At 40.4% G+C, this 15,272-nt stretch carries 18 protein-coding genes and 1 riboswitch; of the genes, 10 read left to right on the top strand and 8 right to left on the bottom strand.

The genetic code is table 11. The annotated features are described in order from the left end of the window. The first annotated feature begins 23 nt into the window (after nt 1–23). The 10 genes from B3297_RS24340 to B3297_RS24295 all read left to right on the top strand — a co-directional run bounded on the left by B3297_RS24340 (nt 24) and on the right by B3297_RS24295 (nt 8,310). Nucleotides 24–1,274 (top strand): hypothetical protein, encoded by a 1,251-nt coding sequence (locus B3297_RS24340; RefSeq protein WP_286779654.1) that lies wholly within the window; start codon nt 24–26, stop codon nt 1,272–1,274. A 139-nt stretch (nt 1,275–1,413) separates the two neighbouring features. Further along, nucleotides 1,414–2,256, top strand: a complete 843-nt coding sequence (locus B3297_RS24335) for a VanW family protein (protein ID WP_254667737.1) — start codon at nt 1,414–1,416, stop codon at nt 2,254–2,256. A gap of 63 nt (nt 2,257–2,319) precedes the next feature. Next, a riboswitch (TPP riboswitch) is annotated at nt 2,320–2,412 on the top strand. Nucleotides 2,413–2,494: 82 nt separating this feature from the next. Then, nucleotides 2,495–3,298 (top strand): hydroxyethylthiazole kinase, encoded by an 804-nt coding sequence (gene thiM, locus B3297_RS24330; RefSeq protein ID WP_070567855.1) that lies wholly within the window; start codon nt 2,495–2,497, stop codon nt 3,296–3,298. After that, nucleotides 3,288–3,920: a thiamine phosphate synthase gene (thiE, locus tag B3297_RS24325; protein ID WP_286779653.1), complete on the top strand. Its 633-nt coding sequence runs from the start codon at nt 3,288–3,290 to the stop codon at nt 3,918–3,920. Before thiM ends, thiE begins: the two co-directional genes overlap by 11 nt. Next, the gene (thiD, locus tag B3297_RS24320; protein WP_286768560.1) at nt 3,917–4,756 is read left to right on the top strand and encodes a bifunctional hydroxymethylpyrimidine kinase/phosphomethylpyrimidine kinase; all 840 of its coding nucleotides are present in this window, start codon (nt 3,917–3,919) and stop codon (nt 4,754–4,756) included. The genes thiE and thiD overlap by 4 nt, the downstream gene beginning before the upstream one ends. After that, entirely contained in the window at nt 4,743–5,399 is a 657-nt protein-coding gene (tenA, locus tag B3297_RS24315; protein ID WP_070567862.1) for a thiaminase II, read from the top strand. Before thiD ends, tenA begins: the two co-directional genes overlap by 14 nt. Before the next feature lie 241 nt (nt 5,400–5,640). Further along, nucleotides 5,641–6,081 carry a GIN domain-containing protein gene (locus B3297_RS24310; RefSeq protein WP_286779652.1) on the top strand — a complete coding sequence of 147 codons (441 nt, stop codon included), beginning with the start codon at nt 5,641–5,643 and terminating at the stop codon, nt 6,079–6,081. Continuing rightward, nucleotides 6,053–6,382 (top strand): GIN domain-containing protein, encoded by a 330-nt coding sequence (locus tag B3297_RS24305; protein ID WP_286779651.1) that lies wholly within the window; start codon nt 6,053–6,055, stop codon nt 6,380–6,382. Before B3297_RS24310 ends, B3297_RS24305 begins: the two co-directional genes overlap by 29 nt. Nucleotides 6,383–6,693: 311 nt before the next feature. After that, complete coding sequence (locus B3297_RS24300) at nt 6,694–7,272, top strand: DUF1572 family protein (RefSeq protein WP_159333065.1); 579 nt, start codon at nt 6,694–6,696, stop codon at nt 7,270–7,272. Nucleotides 7,273–7,422: 150 nt separating this feature from the next. Then, complete coding sequence (locus B3297_RS24295) at nt 7,423–8,310, top strand: helix-turn-helix domain-containing protein (protein WP_159333066.1); 888 nt, start codon at nt 7,423–7,425, stop codon at nt 8,308–8,310. Here the strand turns inward: B3297_RS24295 and B3297_RS24290 are convergent. From B3297_RS24290 to ureC, 8 genes are all read right to left on the bottom strand, one after another. Continuing rightward, nucleotides 8,307–9,113, bottom strand: coding sequence for a DUF2490 domain-containing protein (locus B3297_RS24290; protein WP_286779650.1), 807 nt, complete (start codon nt 9,111–9,113; stop codon nt 8,307–8,309). The genes B3297_RS24295 and B3297_RS24290 overlap by 4 nt on opposite strands. 28 nt (nt 9,114–9,141) lie before the next feature. Beyond that, complete coding sequence (locus tag B3297_RS24285) at nt 9,142–10,032, bottom strand: urea transporter (protein WP_201638982.1); 891 nt, start codon at nt 10,030–10,032, stop codon at nt 9,142–9,144. Nucleotides 10,033–10,042: 10 nt separating this feature from the next. After that, nucleotides 10,043–10,840, bottom strand: coding sequence for an urease accessory protein UreD (locus B3297_RS24280; protein WP_286779649.1), 798 nt, complete (start codon nt 10,838–10,840; stop codon nt 10,043–10,045). Nucleotides 10,841–10,842: 2 nt separating this feature from the next. Beyond that, nucleotides 10,843–11,481, bottom strand: coding sequence for an urease accessory protein UreG (gene ureG / locus B3297_RS24275; RefSeq protein WP_286779648.1), 639 nt, complete (start codon nt 11,479–11,481; stop codon nt 10,843–10,845). Between the two features lie 12 nt (nt 11,482–11,493). After that, a complete protein-coding gene (locus tag B3297_RS24270; RefSeq protein ID WP_070567872.1) occupies nt 11,494–12,183 on the bottom strand; it encodes an urease accessory protein UreF in 690 nt (229 codons plus the stop codon). A 42-nt stretch (nt 12,184–12,225) separates the two neighbouring features. Further along, nucleotides 12,226–12,801: an urease accessory protein UreE gene (locus B3297_RS24265; RefSeq protein ID WP_286767939.1), complete on the bottom strand. Its 576-nt coding sequence runs from the start codon at nt 12,799–12,801 to the stop codon at nt 12,226–12,228. 3 nt (nt 12,802–12,804) lie between these two features. Then, nucleotides 12,805–13,392, bottom strand: coding sequence for a hypothetical protein (locus B3297_RS24260; RefSeq protein ID WP_139145037.1), 588 nt, complete (start codon nt 13,390–13,392; stop codon nt 12,805–12,807). A gap of 158 nt (nt 13,393–13,550) precedes the next feature. Continuing rightward, nucleotides 13,551–15,272 carry an urease subunit alpha gene (gene ureC, locus B3297_RS24255; RefSeq protein ID WP_070567879.1) on the bottom strand — a complete coding sequence of 574 codons (1,722 nt, stop codon included), beginning with the start codon at nt 15,270–15,272 and terminating at the stop codon, nt 13,551–13,553.

Here is a 15,272-nt window from a genome sequence, read left to right as displayed (position 1 = left end):
CAGCAACAGCAATATCGACCCAAATGAATTATAACGCGAAACTGCAAATTTATCCGATTATCATTCAGTTGTTGATATTGCTGTTTTATAGTCCCATTGCAGCATCGCAAACAGTAAAATCGTTAACAATAGCTAGCCCTACACAGGCAGTTCTGTTTGTAACCAATGAGTCCGATAAATCAACTGATTTTATCATGCGTTTACACGAAAAAAATGCTGCTGCGATTTTCAAGCAAGTACCTTTTAGCACAACAAAGTTACTGGTCACAAAAACCGATGCAAAAAAACTTACATTTAGCGTTAAAAATCAACAATGGACCATCGATGTATTGTCATTGAAACAACGTCATGCCATGATCTTGTTTGATGGCTTAGGCAAACCCAAGATCATATACGATAGTAATACCTATCTGGCAGCAGCCAAATCCATATTAAGCAACAGCACACAAGTTGCGTCAAAGAATCCTTCGTCACAATATAATGCCCAACATTTCTTTGACTCCATTGCACAAGTGCAATTTATTCCATCCAGGCAATATGCAGCGGCTATTATCGCTAATACAGCTCTCCCTCTTTACTACAGTCAGCGTAAAAATCAATGTGACGGCACGTATGTCATGCAGCAGTTTTCCGATGAAAATGAGGTGGAAACTGGAGCAATTGTGACGACTGTATATGAAGAAGGCAAAGAGCTCACATCCAACAATCTTTCCGGCGGAAATAATTATTTCAGCAAAAGATGCTATAATCAGTTCGGACTTATCGACTCCATACAGTACCTTCAAAACAGCAAATGGAGCAACAGCACCATTTACCGTTATCTCCCAAACGCCATTGTTTCCTACGATCCAACATTACAAACAGCGACAATAGACCACTTGAACAGCAAACTCCAGGTTGTAAAAAGTGAATCCATTCATTTTTTATACCAACGGATAGATTGGACCATTTACAGTTATGACAAACAGAATCGCATGAGTGAAGAGCTGTCGGGCAGAAATGATCAAAGGGAAAGTCGGGTCCGTTATGCGTATAGCGATCCGAAAACAAGTGATTATATACTACGCCAAACCTTCGATCAAAATGACCAACTCACAGCGGAAATCAAGCGATCCTACCGGGCCAACGAAACAGTTGATGAATTCTACTTCAAGGGGGTATTGCAACAAAAATCAATTGTAAAAGATTTGGGAAACTGTACGTATGAAAACCTGAACTATAACGGGCATGGGAAGCTCACGGGCAAATACGTACAAACAAGAAAACAGCTATAGACATAGAGCGAAAAGCCAGTATACACCCGATGGAACAAAAGTTCTACCCCCTATACAGTAAAAACACAGGACAAAATCAAAAAAAGCGGCAAAAGATACATTTCTGCATTAATTTTGATAGCGATAAATAAACATCGTATTGAAAAAAAGAAAACTGATCAGTCAACAGCACCCCTTGCTCTATTTTTTTGCAGTATGGGTAAGAAGAATGCAGCGAAAAGCCGTCTGGCTATTTGACGACAAAAAATACAGCAAAGTTAAATCAGCTGAAAAACTTCCCTTTCGTATTAAAAAGCATCAGTCTGTATTATTAAAAAAGCTGGGCGAAAATAATATGCAATTGCAGATCAACAAAGTGACCAACCTGAAAATTGCAGCAGCACAGATCAATAGCATTCTGATCAGACCGAAGGAAACCTTTTCATTTTGTAAACTCGTGGGGCTCCCCACCGTAAAGAAAGGGTATCTGCCCGGCATGGAGTTATCCTTCGGTGAAGCAAGGGCGGGTATTGGCGGTGGAATCTGTCAAATATCCAATCTCATCCATTGGCTTGTTATCCATAGTCCACTCACCGTCAGCGAACGTTATCATCACTCCTTTGATCCTTTTCCTGACGATGGTCGTGTTTTGCCATTCGGCAGTGGGGCTACCGTATTTTATAACTACCGTGATTATCAATTCACCAACAACACGCCTTACACCTTCCAGATCAACCTCTGGTTTACAGAGAAATGTTTAGAGGGCGAATTGAGGATCGATCAGGAGCTGGATTTTGCATACCATGTCGTTGAAAAAGAACATCAATTTCTTAAAATAGACAATCAGTTCTTTCGTAAAAATGAGATTTGGCGCGAGAAGTTTTTAAAATTTCAGGGTGGAAAGATTTTAGAAACAGAACTTTTGACCAAAAATTTTGCCCGGGTTACTTATACCCCTGTTGAATATATTGAAATTAGTGCCGATCAAAATCCGGCCTATTAATTTAACAAGCTAAGTGATCGAAAAATGACGGATATGAAAAGTCCTCTTTTTTGTTTAAATTTGGTCTGGCTTTGGGGGTATTCTGTATAGAATTGAGATAGTCCCTTTGAACCTGATTCGGTTTATACCGGCGTAGGGAAAAGCAAAAATCCACTGTACAGCATACTCCTTTACTGCGCAGTCTATCGCTCTTCTTCCCTCCAAGGCTACACCGTACATCTTAGCATATGTAAAAAGAATGGAAGATTCAATTATCAATTTATTAGCGCAGCTGAGGGTCGAAAAACCCCTTGTACACAACATCACAAACCTAGTCGTGATGAACAATACGGCCAACGCACTGTTAGCCCTAGGAGCGTCCCCCGTAATGGTACACAGTCCTTTAGAAGTACGCGAAGTTGTCGATATTGCGCAAGCTCTTGTTATTAATATCGGCACCTTGAGTGAAGATACAGCCGAAGCTATGCTGGTTGCTACCGAACATGCCAATACCATTGGACGGCCATGGGTACTTGATCCTGTTGGTGCTGGGATATCAGCATTCCGCAATGATTTATTAGCCAATCTACTGGATCTCAAACCAACGGTTATTCGTGGAAATGCATCAGAAATCATGACGCTGTACAATTTCAACCAACCGAACACAAAAGGAGTCGACAGCACGACAGCGAGTAAAGATGCGCTCCGATTTGGCCAATTATTGCAAGAGCAAACCGGTTCCATTATCTGTATTTCTGGAGAAGTAGACTATATCCTTTCACAGCAATACCGGGTTGAAGTTTTTAATGGCAACCCTTTAATGACACAGGTAACTGGACTTGGCTGTAGTGCTACTGCACTTATTGGTGCATTTCTAGGTGTTACAGACCAATATGTTGAAGCAGCTGTTGCCGGCGTTTCCATTTTGAGCTTGGCGGGAGAACTCGCAGCCCAAACAGCAGCTGGCCCGGGTACCCTGCAATTGAATCTCTATGATGAACTCTATAAGCTCAATGCAGAACGTCTAAAATCAAAGCTCAAGATCAAATGTTATGCGCATTAATCCGCTTTTTCCCTACCCTTTATATTTGGTAATTTCTGAGCGGGACTGTTATCCTCAACATTGGCTCAATGTCGCCGAAGAAGCCATCATTGGTGGAGTCGATCTTATTCAATTACGCGAAAAAGCTGACGATTCCGCTACATTTTTGGATAAAGCCATGCGTTTGAAAAAACTGACCGATCGTTATGGTATTCCGCTCGTGATCAATGATGCCGTAGCAATCGCTGCAAAAATCGAGGCATGGGGAGTACATGTGGGTCAAAATGATTTGCAGCCGCTCCCTATTCGCGAAAAATATGGCGATAAATTAAACATAGGCTGGTCCATAGAAGATATGCAGCAGCTGGAAAGTCCACAAATGTACGCCGTCGACCACCTTGGTGTAAGTCCCATTTTTTCTACGAGAACAAAAATGGACACGATTACTGAATGGGGAATTGCAGGTTTAAAACAACTTCGGAGTAGGACGGAAAAACCATTGATCGCTATCGGAAGGATGAATTTACAAACAGCAGAAGAGACCTGGAATGCCGGTGCAGACTCCATTGCAGTCGTTTCGGCCATATGCCAAAGTCAAGATCCCAGAGCTGCCAGTGCACAACTAAAAGAACTATTAAAATGACAAAAGATAAAAAATACCGCGTCCCTAGCGTACTCAGCATTGCGGGGTTCGATGGTAGCGGTGGTGCAGGTATACAAGCAGATACCAAAACCATATCTGCATTAGGTTGTTATGCCATGAATGTGTTAACTGCCTTACCCGTTCAGAACACACAAGGTGTAAGACGTATTTATGACATTCCTACAGCAGCCGTCCAGGACCAATTAGATGCTATTTTTGACGACATCTATCCCGATGCAATTAAAATAGGCATGGTACACCATATTGAACTTGTGGAGCTTATTAGCAGCTATTTAAAAGAATATAAAGGGCCTATCGTATTTGATCCAGTCATGGTCTCGACCAGCGGGCACAAGCTCATTCACGATGATACAATTCAGGCCTGCATTGAACTTCTTTTTCCTTTGGCAACGCTGATTACACCAAATTTAGACGAGGTAAGTGTTTTAGTAGACCAAGTTATTGACGATGTCGAGAGGATGAAAAAAGCGGGAAATAGCCTACTGGCGAAAGGTTGTCAATCCGTTTTGATTAAAGGCGGGCATCTCCAAAGTCAAGAATTAACATCCCTATTGTTCCAGCACAAGAATCCACCAATTGAATTCAAATCTCAAAAAATTAATAGCAAAAATACACATGGTTCCGGTTGTTCGCTTTCTTCAGCAATTGCGAGCCATTTGGCACAAGGCGTTGGTCTCGATAGCGCGGTTGAATTCGCATTGGCCTATATACACGCAGCAATAGCTGGTAGCAAAGACCTCATCATTGGCAAAGGAAATGGGCCATTAAATCACTTCCACAATCCGATTAAACTTATTCAATATGAACTGGACTGATCATGCCTGGGATTCAATAACATCAATTTATTCAGATATACTCACTATGCCGTTTATTGTTCAGCTTAGTGATGGTAGTCTTCCCCTGGATAAATTTCAATTTTACATGCAGCAGGATGCTTTCTATTTAGAAGAATTTGGCCGTGTGCTCGCCTTTATAGGTGCAAAAAGTACGGATAACCAACAAGCATTGGACTATTTCGAATTTGGTCGCAATGCGCTACTTGTTGAACGGGCATTACACGAAAATTACTTTCGGGAATTTGGTTTAAGTCCTGCCGACAAGAGCAACAAAATCGAACCAACCTGCCATCATTATGTTCATTTTCTTAAAAGCGTAGCCGCTTTCGAGAGTATTGAGGTTGCTATGGCGGCAACACTCCCCTGTTTTTGGATTTATAAGGAGGTCGGAGATCACATTGTATCGACAGCAAATACACAGGGAAATCCCTATTCCAAATGGATAGCAACTTATAGCGGTGAGGATTTTGCACAGGGCGTTATCAAGGCGAAAAACTACGTTGACAAAATTGCAGCAGAAACTACTGCAACAAAACGGGAGAAGATGCGACAAGTATTTATAACAGCTTCCCAATTAGAGTATCAATTCTGGTTAGCAGCCTACAAACGAAGAGTCTGGTAAACAAACTATTGTCCGATACCGAACAGTTGATGTTCAAAAATGAGCATGAACGAAAATAGCACTCAGGAACAAAACTAGTGTTAATCAGTATTTTAAACGGATTTAAAGTTTTGGCATTACTATTATACTATAGGTGGCAGTTAACGATAGAGCGTATGCATAAGTGCATAAGAAACGATAAAAAGGGAAATTAAAATGAAACTTTCAGTAAAAATAAATTTAAACTAATAACAGAAAAATAATGAAAAGAATCTTAACCATTGCCTTTATTTCATTTTTATATGTAGCTCAGGCACAAGAACGCGAAACACGTAAGATCACTGCTCCAGATGGCATTTCATCGGCAACTTCATTACGTGTAGATTATATTCACTCTAATCGCAACGAGGTTATTGTTGAAGCAGATAATCCCGAACATTTATCCCTTATCGAAACGACTGTAAAAAACGGTACACTGTATGTACAGTATAAAAGAAACAGTTCAATCAGAAATGCGAGAAACAATCGCGTAACTGTTTACTCAAGCAAGATACCGACACGCTTTTCGGCATCATCCAGCAGTTCGATCTATACCGATGAAACGATTAAGGCAAACAAAATTTCTGTAGACGTATCCTCCTCCGCAAAAATATCGCTTAAAAAATTAATTGCTGATGATCAACCTTTCAACGAGCTCTTCTAGCAAGTTAACGACAGATGTCAGCAGTAAAAATTTGCAAGTATCGGCAAGCAGTTCGTCTAAGCAGGAAATTGCGGGTAGCGCTTCAAATTTAAATTTGAACACCAATTCATCCGCATCGGTTGACATGAGCCGTTTCTCGACAACAAATGCCCAAGTACAAGCCAATTCGTCTGCAAATGTTACGCTCAGCGTGAAAGAAAACTTACAGGGAAATGTTTCTACATCGGCAAGAATTGCGTTAAAAAATCAACCAAAAAATGTCCAAGTTGACAAATCAACAAGTGGCAAAGTAGTATTGTAATTTTTAGTGTGGTCTTTAAAAAAGACTGTTTATTTATGTTTAATGTTTAGTTAGCTTAAAGGTGATACATACCCCAGTATCACCTTTGCTTTTATTAGCATTTTTGCTCACACTTCTCCTTCTCCTTCTCCTTCTCCTTCTCCTTCTCCTTCTCCTTATAAATTCACACATTTATCACCTCAAAAAACTGTATCAGGAAATTAATGACATCGATAGCAAAACCAGATTTCAGCTAAAAAAATTATTTTAGGTCTCGGTTTCAGGACATTTTTGTATATTAATATTCCTGTAAATGCCAAACTTTCGACGCAATGGACAATTTTTTAGCGACTTGTATCAAGCAATTTCAATATTATAAATCTTTGGGTGATAAAACATTGGCACAGTTAAGCACTGAACAACTCTTTTGGCAACCCAATGATTCGAGCAATAGCATTGCATTAATTGTTAAACATTTAGGTGGAAATATGCTTTCCCGATGGACCGATTTTCTCACCACAGATGGCGAAAAACAAAATAGAAACCGCGACCAGGAGTTTGAGAACAGTTGGGTAGATCGCGATGAGCTTATTACCTATTGGAATGCTGGATGGTCCTGTCTGTTTCAAGCAATTGAATCCCTCGAAGAAGAAGATCTCGCTAAAATCATTTATATCCGTAATCAAGGACATACCGTCATGGAAGCGATCTTGCGGCAGCTAGCACATTATCCCTACCACATCGGTCAGATGCTCTATATTGGGAAAATATGTTTGGATGATAAATGGACCTCCTTATCAATACCCAAAGGTAGTTCAGCGTCCTATAATAGGGAGAAATTCAGCCATGAAAAACAGCAACAACATTTCACGTCGGAGTTTATAAAAGGGAATCAGGACAATTTGTCTTAAATAAGCTTTTTCACTTAGTTAACACAATAATTACTTGATTGGAAAGCATCGGATGCTAACCTAATTTCCGCAAACTTTTAAGTATATTTGTCATACATACAACTATTCCTTTTTTTTGATTTCATTGGTAAGTAGGTTGTCTTTAAAACTATGAAAAATTCGATTAAGATCATCAACAATTACGAGTACAAAAAGTTATTTTTACCGGATGTTTCTGAGCACAATTTATTCAATGAGAATAAAATTCAAGTCTATCGAATCGAGAATTACCTCCGCAGTATCCTGATGCCTGTCATCCCCTATCGTACGACGTTTAATTTTCTCATTTTTGTAACGAAGGGGTCCCTGACCCAACATCTCGAAAGCGCATCTTATACCTTAACCGAAAATCAAGTCATTAACATCAAACAAGGTAATATTACGGCTACGCTGGCAATCTCTGATGATGTAGAAGGTTTTTTCGTGGTTTATGAAAATGAAATTGTAACTGATATTGAGCTTGGCATAAACGATATTAAATTTTTCAATTCCCATCCTTTTACCACACTTAAACCACATGTAGCACATTGGATCCAGCAAATGTTGATGTTATTGGAAGAGGAACTTTTTACCGAGGGCCGCGTAATGGAAGTCTGCATATCCATGATGCAGTGTATCCTATTGAAGGTGATAAAATCGGATATAGAGACTAAGGCGCCGATGAGCCGACAGCTCGATATTGCTTTCCGTTTCCGCGAATATGTACAAAAATTTCATATCGATCATAAAAACGTGTTATTCTACGCCAATTTATTGCATATTTCAGAAAACTACCTCAATAAATGTGTAAAGGAAGCGACAAATAAACCTCCGAAGCAATGGATTAGTGAAATAAGTATCTTACATAGTCAGATTCTGCTGCAGGATGCTACGAGAGATATTGCCGGTATAGCCTTTGAATTGAAATTTCAATCGCCCTCCTATTTCACCAGGCTATTCAAAAAAATCACTGGGTATTCACCCAGTGACTATCGGAAACATAAGTTTATGGCGGGCTAATGCTTTTTACGGTAAGGTAAATTCCAGATTAAATCTACGGCTAAATAATGAACCCCAAAATCTACTTTGTCATAGCCTTTAATTAAGTCGTTCATATAACCCAGATCCAATCGCAAAGGTGTCTTTGGAATATCTGTCATGTAATAAAAACCCAAACGGGTCTCTTTATAGCCAAAGCTAGACCAGGTACTAACAGGTTCGTAGAGCTTGCTGATTGCAAAAAGTCCTTCAGCGCTCAACGCCAATTCCTGCTTATTTTTAGCCGAAATTTTGAAATTTAGCTGCGACTTCAAGCGGGTCCTAAATTGAAAATTCTCTTCTGCCTTTTGAAAATCGGCTGTAAAGAACTTTCGGAACTCTTGTCTTAATGTATTTTTCCATTTCAAACGATCATTAAGGGTCAATGTATACGCATATCGTCCATACAACCTAAACTCTTGCTCAACACCTTCGTTATGATATGGGGCAGCCTCATCGTAAACGTTTTGGCGACGATAACTCAACGCATAACTATATTGTTGATTTTTAGCAAATTTATGATAGACCTCATGGTTTAACACCCAAATAGCCTGCTTGTGAAATGGATTTGAATCGTCGGGTGTACTTTTAGTTCCCAAACCAATATAGATCAATGCTTCCTTCGTTCCAGCACTGTCTAATTTCCTACGCAAGCCCAAAACCGACCAAGATGCGGTCCTTGCTTTTCCTAATCCCGGCGGACTGACTTGTCCGTACACCGTATTTACATGAATTCCCAATAAGAGCATTATTGGGAATAGTTTTATTAAACAAAATTTAAACATACATAAAATTTTAGTTCACAAAAAAGGACTAGGAAGTCCCTTCAGCTGATGAAAACCTATTCACCAACCATTTATCGATAAGTTTGACAGGGTGCATAGCCCACATCGCAAAAACAAATGGAAAAGTCAATGTTGTCCATCCGTTGTGAATCAAAAAATGATCGAAATATGTTGCGATAATCGTTCCGATTAGAACATATACACCATCTCTAACGCGGGGGCCGCTTAGGGCAATTCCAACCAAAACCGCATTGAAGCTAAAAATGCCATTATTGGTCATATCTACAGATTCATGGCCATGGTGCGATATATAAACACTGATGATAACAGCAGCGAAACCGTAAAGTGCGCCCATGGGATTGCTCAGGAAAACCCCGATGAAAAAGATCAATCCAGCAATTAAACTACCCTGAAAAATAACCTGACCAAAGGCATGGCCTTCAATTAGGAAGTCATCCATTTCCTGAATATCAACAAAATGCTCTGGTACAGTCCGCAAGGCCAGTTCTGGAATACTCAACACATACAATGCGATCCAGGTAATTAAGATAAAAGGAAATGTAAATACCGGCAGATTCTTCTTTAATGCAAACCCCATCAAAATGGTGGTCAACGCAGATCCTACGATTAAGGCTCCCCATACCCAAACGTTTGTCTGGAAATAGAAAACCAAAGCAATACCGTAAAGCGTAGCATTAAATCCGAAAAGTCCATCATTGATATGATCCTCATCAAATTTCATCAACTTGGCCGTCAGTACGCCTACGATGTTAGCGAGAACCCCTGCAAAGCCCATAAGTGCCGAATCATAAATAATGGCTCCGATAAATAAGATACCCGTCCAAATGTTACCCTGTAACATAATCTGCCCAAATCCTTTAAAAAAAGCTTTTATAAAAGCTAGGATGTTATTTTTCATTGGAATATAATTAGTTGTTATTCAAAAATATGTTGCCCCATAGTGCGCTTTGCATTTCTTTAAAAAGAAGATAAAGCTGTTCGGCACCGTTACCTAAAACGCGAACCATAAAACCGTCATGCTGCATTTCGCTAATCCCAAACGCGACGTCTTTGGTTTCCCCGTACTGTTCATGGAAAGCCTCGATCCAGTCGCTTGGATTCAAGCCGGCACTATTCAGATAGATCAACGTTCCCTGGTGCGTATAGCCTTCCAAAATACCCAGACCTTGTATAGGCATACGATCTGGCTGAAGCAATACATTATCCTTCACCACGAGCCTACCATTGACATAACATTCTGTCAGATTTTGAAAGTGATTGTACATAAACTCTTCACCGGACATTTTCCGGCCACAGGTCACGATTTCACTCAGCAATAAGTGACAATTTGAAGCAAGATGTACAATGTTATGGCTCAAAAAATGAGACGAATGCTGAGGTACGACGGGATGGGGTACATAAGAAAAAACAGCATTTTCGCCTACATTCACTTCCATCGTTTGGGACGAATGACCTTTCATATGAAACAAACGCTGGTAAGCCTGCGTCTGTAACTGTAACTTAGACCCCGGAGCAATATCAACTTGAATACGATGGTCATCTCCATCCAACAAACCAGGCGATGAACTCATAATCATCAAGTACGCTGCATTGTCTTTTTGATATTGCCCAACAGGAACGATACGAAACGGTTGTGTCGCATATGCATCTTTTAAAAAGGATTTTCCTTCGCGATGTGCTATCTTAATAGCTAAAGAACAAATCATAATTAACGTAGTAAATTAGGTTCCTCAATATCTTGAAGGAGTGCGTATTTTTTAATCCAGCCTACGATCTCTTCCAAACCATCGCCGGTTTTTAGATTTGAAAACAGGAATGGAGAACCTTTACGCATTTTACGTGCATCATGTTCCATCACTTCTAGGCTTGCGCCCACATAGGGTGCCAAATCTTTTTTATTAATCAACAACAGGTCTGATCTTCTAATTGCCGGCCCACCTTTACGCGGCATTTTTTCACCTTCGGCAACATCAATGACAAAAATGGTGATATCGGCAAGATCCGGACTATAAGTAGAAGTCAGGTTATCACCACCACTTTCAATTAAAATCAACTCCAAATCCGGGAAACGGCTAGCTAGTTCATCTACAGCTTCGAGATTCATACTCGCGTCTTCCCGTATCGCTGTATGGGGGCAACCGCCAGTTTCCACACCGATAATTCGTTCACGGGGAAGCAAACTATTTTTGGCCATATATTCCGCATCTTCCTTGGTATAAATATCATTCGTAATTACGGCAAGATCAATTTCATTCATCAACCGTCTGCTCAATCGTTCCAATAATGCTGTCTTACCAGACCCTACTGGACCACCAACCCCTATTTTAACATATTTTCTATTTTCCATTTTAATTGTTTTTTAAGAAATATAAACTCTAGAATATAATCGTTCGTGTTGCATGCAACGGATGTCAAATCCAATGTTGCATAAGCCCACTAAATTCCGTTCAACGGTTAAGGTCTCTTTGCAGAGATCAAGTATATCATCATGTAAACCAAAAAGTATATCTTGGCCATCCAACTGTCCTAATGGCACAAGTTTTACAGCGTTGGTCACCATCGTAATGGCGGCATTATAATAAAAGCCATGTAATGCTTCTTCCAAAGGAATTTCTAAAAGTGACGCCAACATGCCATACATCAAACAGTAATGGCTATCTACTTCCTTCTTTTGGATTAATTCACCCCAGGATAGCATAAAATCCTGCTGTTGATAACGACTGAATATTTTATAAATACGTACACCCAGTTTTTTACTGGCATCGCGAATTTCTCTTGGGCTTTTTAATGCTGTACATTCTTGATCTAACGCGATCAATGCATCCATGTCCTGCGAAGAAGTTGCTTCATAGGCCAATTTCATCAAAGCAGCATCATTGTACTTCAGATTATACCAGAGGTTATGACGCACATAATTGTCCGCCGTAACTTTATCACAGACCAAGCCCTGTTGCACATAAGTCTCCAGTCCATTTGAATGGGTAAACCCTCCAATTGGTAATGTAGGATCTGCGAGATGGAGTAACTTGCCTAGAAATGTATTTTTCATTGACATTATTTTTTTATATAAGTATATATCTTCAAGGATTTATCAGCTCCTTGCGTAATCTTCTCTATCATTGGGCATTAAAGCGATACCGGCTGTTGGCGCTTGCAAATTCACGAAGGCCTTGTCGTTGATCAAGAGCGGTATATTCTTCGTTGAAGACTTCATCTTCTGATGATGCTTGGGATCGACATTTGCATTGAGCTGACGTAAAAGTTGGCGCTCGCCACGCTGCGGGTCAAATCCTTGTTTCGTTAACCATTCGTACATTGACCGTTCATAAGGCATAAGCAATTCATTTGCCTCCACAAATAGAGGCAAATGTTTGTTTCCAATTTCGCTGCTTACAAAAGCAGTTCGCAGGAAATCAATTGCCATGACACGGATGACTTCACAAGGTTTGATCGTTACCACAACAATTTTCTCTTCGTCTTCGTACAAGACATCACCATCCTGCAAGCTGGATGTATTACCCAACAATTTGACGGCAATATCCATTCCCTCCGCTGTACGTAAACGTTGAATACGTTTGGTCGACTCATACCATTCAATAGCAAGCAAATCGAGACGCTTAGTGATCTGCTCCCCCTGAATATTCCTTGTGATTTCCGTGATTATCATTTTTTAATTTTTAATAAATAGATTTTTAGACAAGCCTAAACCTACTGTAGATCCATTGATTCCCGTAATGAGTTCGTGATCATTGGGAATTGCAGCATCTTTACTATTTCTCTTTTTATAAGACAATTCTGCTACTTTAGCTTTTAATGCCCAACCTTTTCCCAAGGCGATACCCACAAGCGGGTACACTCTGAATAGATAGCCATTGTATTTACCATCTACCATAGTACCACCGGTAGCGACATGTTGATCGCCCCACAAATAATGCACATCAACCTGGCCAATTAACATAAAATGCTCACTCAGGGGCCAAGTATTGCTATAGAAAGGTCCTATTTCATGCGAATGATCCGTAAAATCCAGTGCTTTATCCTTAACAGAATTGAATCCATAGTTTAGCCCCGCATTCATGTTGTCAGTGAAAAAATAAGCAGCACCCACCGGAGCGGCACTAAATTGATGCCCAGCTGTTGTTTCGTGGTAATTCAGTGCCCCATAAATCATGATACCTCCCTTTTGCGCATAGGCCGATTGTATGGTTAAGCACGCCATTGCTATACAACAGCCTAAAAATGTCTTCAAATTTTTCATTAGCGTAAATCGTATTTTAGCTTAATGAAGCATCATGAGCAATCAGTATTCCCTCTCTTTTATGCGCTTTTGATAAGCCCATGATGATTTCATCAACCTATTGTTTTTCATAGCTTATGGCGTGACATCGGATCACGCCATAAAAAGTAGTTATAGGGTTAAAACAAGAAGTATCGTTGTCCCAACGAAACTGTATCAACAGGTTTTGACCGCAAGATCTCGCCGTCAAGACTTACCTCATAATTCTCTGGATTGACGATAATTTCAGGTGTGGCATCATTGTGGATCATATCTTTTTTGGAGATATTCCGACAATTTTCTACGGCAAGTAAGGTTCTTTCCAGTTTATACTCTTCTTTAATTCCCTTTTCCAATGAAATTTTAGAGACAAAGTCAAAACAAGTTTGGTGAACGGCTTTACCTAAACCGCCAAACATGGTTCTTAAGATGATTGGTTGTGGTGTAGGAATAGAAGCATTCGCATCCCCCATTTTTGAAGCGATAATCATCCCGCCTTTAATAATCATTTCTGGTTTTGCGCCAAATAAAGCTGGACGCCAGATCACCATATCGGCAATTTTACCAGGCTCGATAGAACCAACGTACTTCGAAATACCGTGGGCAATTGCTGGATTGATCGTGTATTTCGCGACATAGCGACGTGCACGGAAATTGTCGTTGTCCTTACCTTCATCTTCAGGCAATGGACCTACTTGTTTCTTCATCTTGTCTGCAGTCTGCCAAGTACGTGTGATGACTTCACCTACACGTCCCATTGCCTGCGAATCGGAACTCATGATACTGAATACACCGCGATCTTGTAGTACATCCTCAGCTGCAATCGTTTCTGGACGGATACGAGAATCGGCAAAAGCCACGTCTTCCGGAATTTCTTTGCTCAAGTGGTGACAAACCATCAGCATATCCAAGTGCTCGTCAATTGTATTTTTTGTAAATGGACGTGTTGGATTTGTCGATGCTGGCAATACATTTGGATACATCGCAGATTTGATGATATCCGGAGCGTGCCCACCGCCAGCACCTTCCGTATGGAATGTATGGATCACGCGTCCGTTGATTGCCTGGATCGTGTCTTCCAAGAAACCCGCTTCATTCAGCGTATCGGTATGGATAGCCACCTGCACATCATATTGATCAGCAACCGTCAACGCTCTGTCGATTGTTGCTGGTGTAGCACCCCAATCTTCGTGGATTTTAACACCTAAGGCACCAGCTTCAATTTGTTCAACAATAGGTTGTTCAGTACCAACGTTTCCTTTACCAAAAAAACCAAAGTTCATTGGAAGATCTTCAACAGCTTGTAACATGCGGCGTAAATTCCATTTACCCGGTGTTACTGTAGTTGCATTTGTTCCATCCGCTGGACCTGTACCGCCCCCGATCATTGTTGTAACACCACTATATAAGGCCGTTTCAACTTGTGTTGGACTGATATAGTGGATATGGGTATCAATACCACCTGGAGTTAAGATGTATCCTGATCCACCATGCACCTCCGTAGAAGCACCGATAATCATATTTGGTGTAATATTATCCATGGTATCCGGATTTCCAGCACGACCAACACCAACAATTTTACCATCCTTAATACCAATATCACCTTTCACGATACCCCAGTGATCAATAACAATAGCATCAGTGATCACCATATCCAGTGTACCTTCATCACGTGTATGAACGGAAGATTGGCACATCCCGTCACGCACGGTCTTACCACCACCAAATTTGGCTTCATCGCCATAGTAAGCGTAGTCTTTTTCGACTTCAATAATGATATCTGTATCTCCTAAACGGATTTTATCTCCACTTGTAGGGCCAAAGATGGCGCTATAATTTAATTTGCTAACTTTTAAACTCAT

It is taken from the genome of Sphingobacterium sp. UBA3519, assembly GCF_002377215.1.
Lineage (GTDB): Bacteria > Bacteroidota > Bacteroidia > Sphingobacteriales > Sphingobacteriaceae > Sphingobacterium > Sphingobacterium multivorum.
Note: the sequence above shows the minus strand (reverse complement) of the source record. Positions and strands in the feature narration are given on the sequence as shown.

Bases quoted from the DNA above. Each gene is read 5' to 3' on its own strand.
- B3297_RS24340 (WP_286779654.1), top strand. From the start codon at position 24: ATGAATTATAACGCGAAACTGCAAATTTATCCGATTATCATTCAGTTG.
- thiM (WP_070567855.1), top strand. From the start codon at position 2,495: ATGGAAGATTCAATTATCAATTTATTAGCGCAGCTGAGGGTCGAAAAA.
- thiE (WP_286779653.1), top strand. From the start codon at position 3,288: ATGCGCATTAATCCGCTTTTTCCCTACCCTTTATATTTGGTAATTTCT.
- thiD (WP_286768560.1), top strand. From the start codon at position 3,917: ATGACAAAAGATAAAAAATACCGCGTCCCTAGCGTACTCAGCATTGCG.
- tenA (WP_070567862.1), top strand. From the start codon at position 4,743: ATGAACTGGACTGATCATGCCTGGGATTCAATAACATCAATTTATTCA.
- B3297_RS24310 (WP_286779652.1), top strand. From the start codon at position 5,641: ATGAAAAGAATCTTAACCATTGCCTTTATTTCATTTTTATATGTAGCT.
- B3297_RS24305 (WP_286779651.1), top strand. From the start codon at position 6,053: ATGATCAACCTTTCAACGAGCTCTTCTAGCAAGTTAACGACAGATGTC.
- B3297_RS24300 (WP_159333065.1), top strand. From the start codon at position 6,694: ATGGACAATTTTTTAGCGACTTGTATCAAGCAATTTCAATATTATAAA.
- B3297_RS24295 (WP_159333066.1), top strand. From the start codon at position 7,423: ATGAAAAATTCGATTAAGATCATCAACAATTACGAGTACAAAAAGTTA.
- B3297_RS24290 (WP_286779650.1), bottom strand. From the start codon at position 9,113: ATGTTTAAATTTTGTTTAATAAAACTATTCCCAATAATGCTCTTATTG.
- B3297_RS24285 (WP_201638982.1), bottom strand. From the start codon at position 10,032: ATGAAAAATAACATCCTAGCTTTTATAAAAGCTTTTTTTAAAGGATTT.
- B3297_RS24280 (WP_286779649.1), bottom strand. From the start codon at position 10,840: ATGATTTGTTCTTTAGCTATTAAGATAGCACATCGCGAAGGAAAATCC.
- ureG (WP_286779648.1), bottom strand. From the start codon at position 11,481: ATGGAAAATAGAAAATATGTTAAAATAGGGGTTGGTGGTCCAGTAGGG.
- B3297_RS24270 (WP_070567872.1), bottom strand. From the start codon at position 12,183: ATGAAAAATACATTTCTAGGCAAGTTACTCCATCTCGCAGATCCTACA.
- B3297_RS24265 (WP_286767939.1), bottom strand. From the start codon at position 12,801: ATGATAATCACGGAAATCACAAGGAATATTCAGGGGGAGCAGATCACT.
- B3297_RS24260 (WP_139145037.1), bottom strand. From the start codon at position 13,392: ATGAAAAATTTGAAGACATTTTTAGGCTGTTGTATAGCAATGGCGTGC.
- ureC (WP_070567879.1), bottom strand. From the start codon at position 15,272: ATGAGTTTAAAAGTTAGCAAATTAAATTATAGCGCCATCTTTGGCCCT.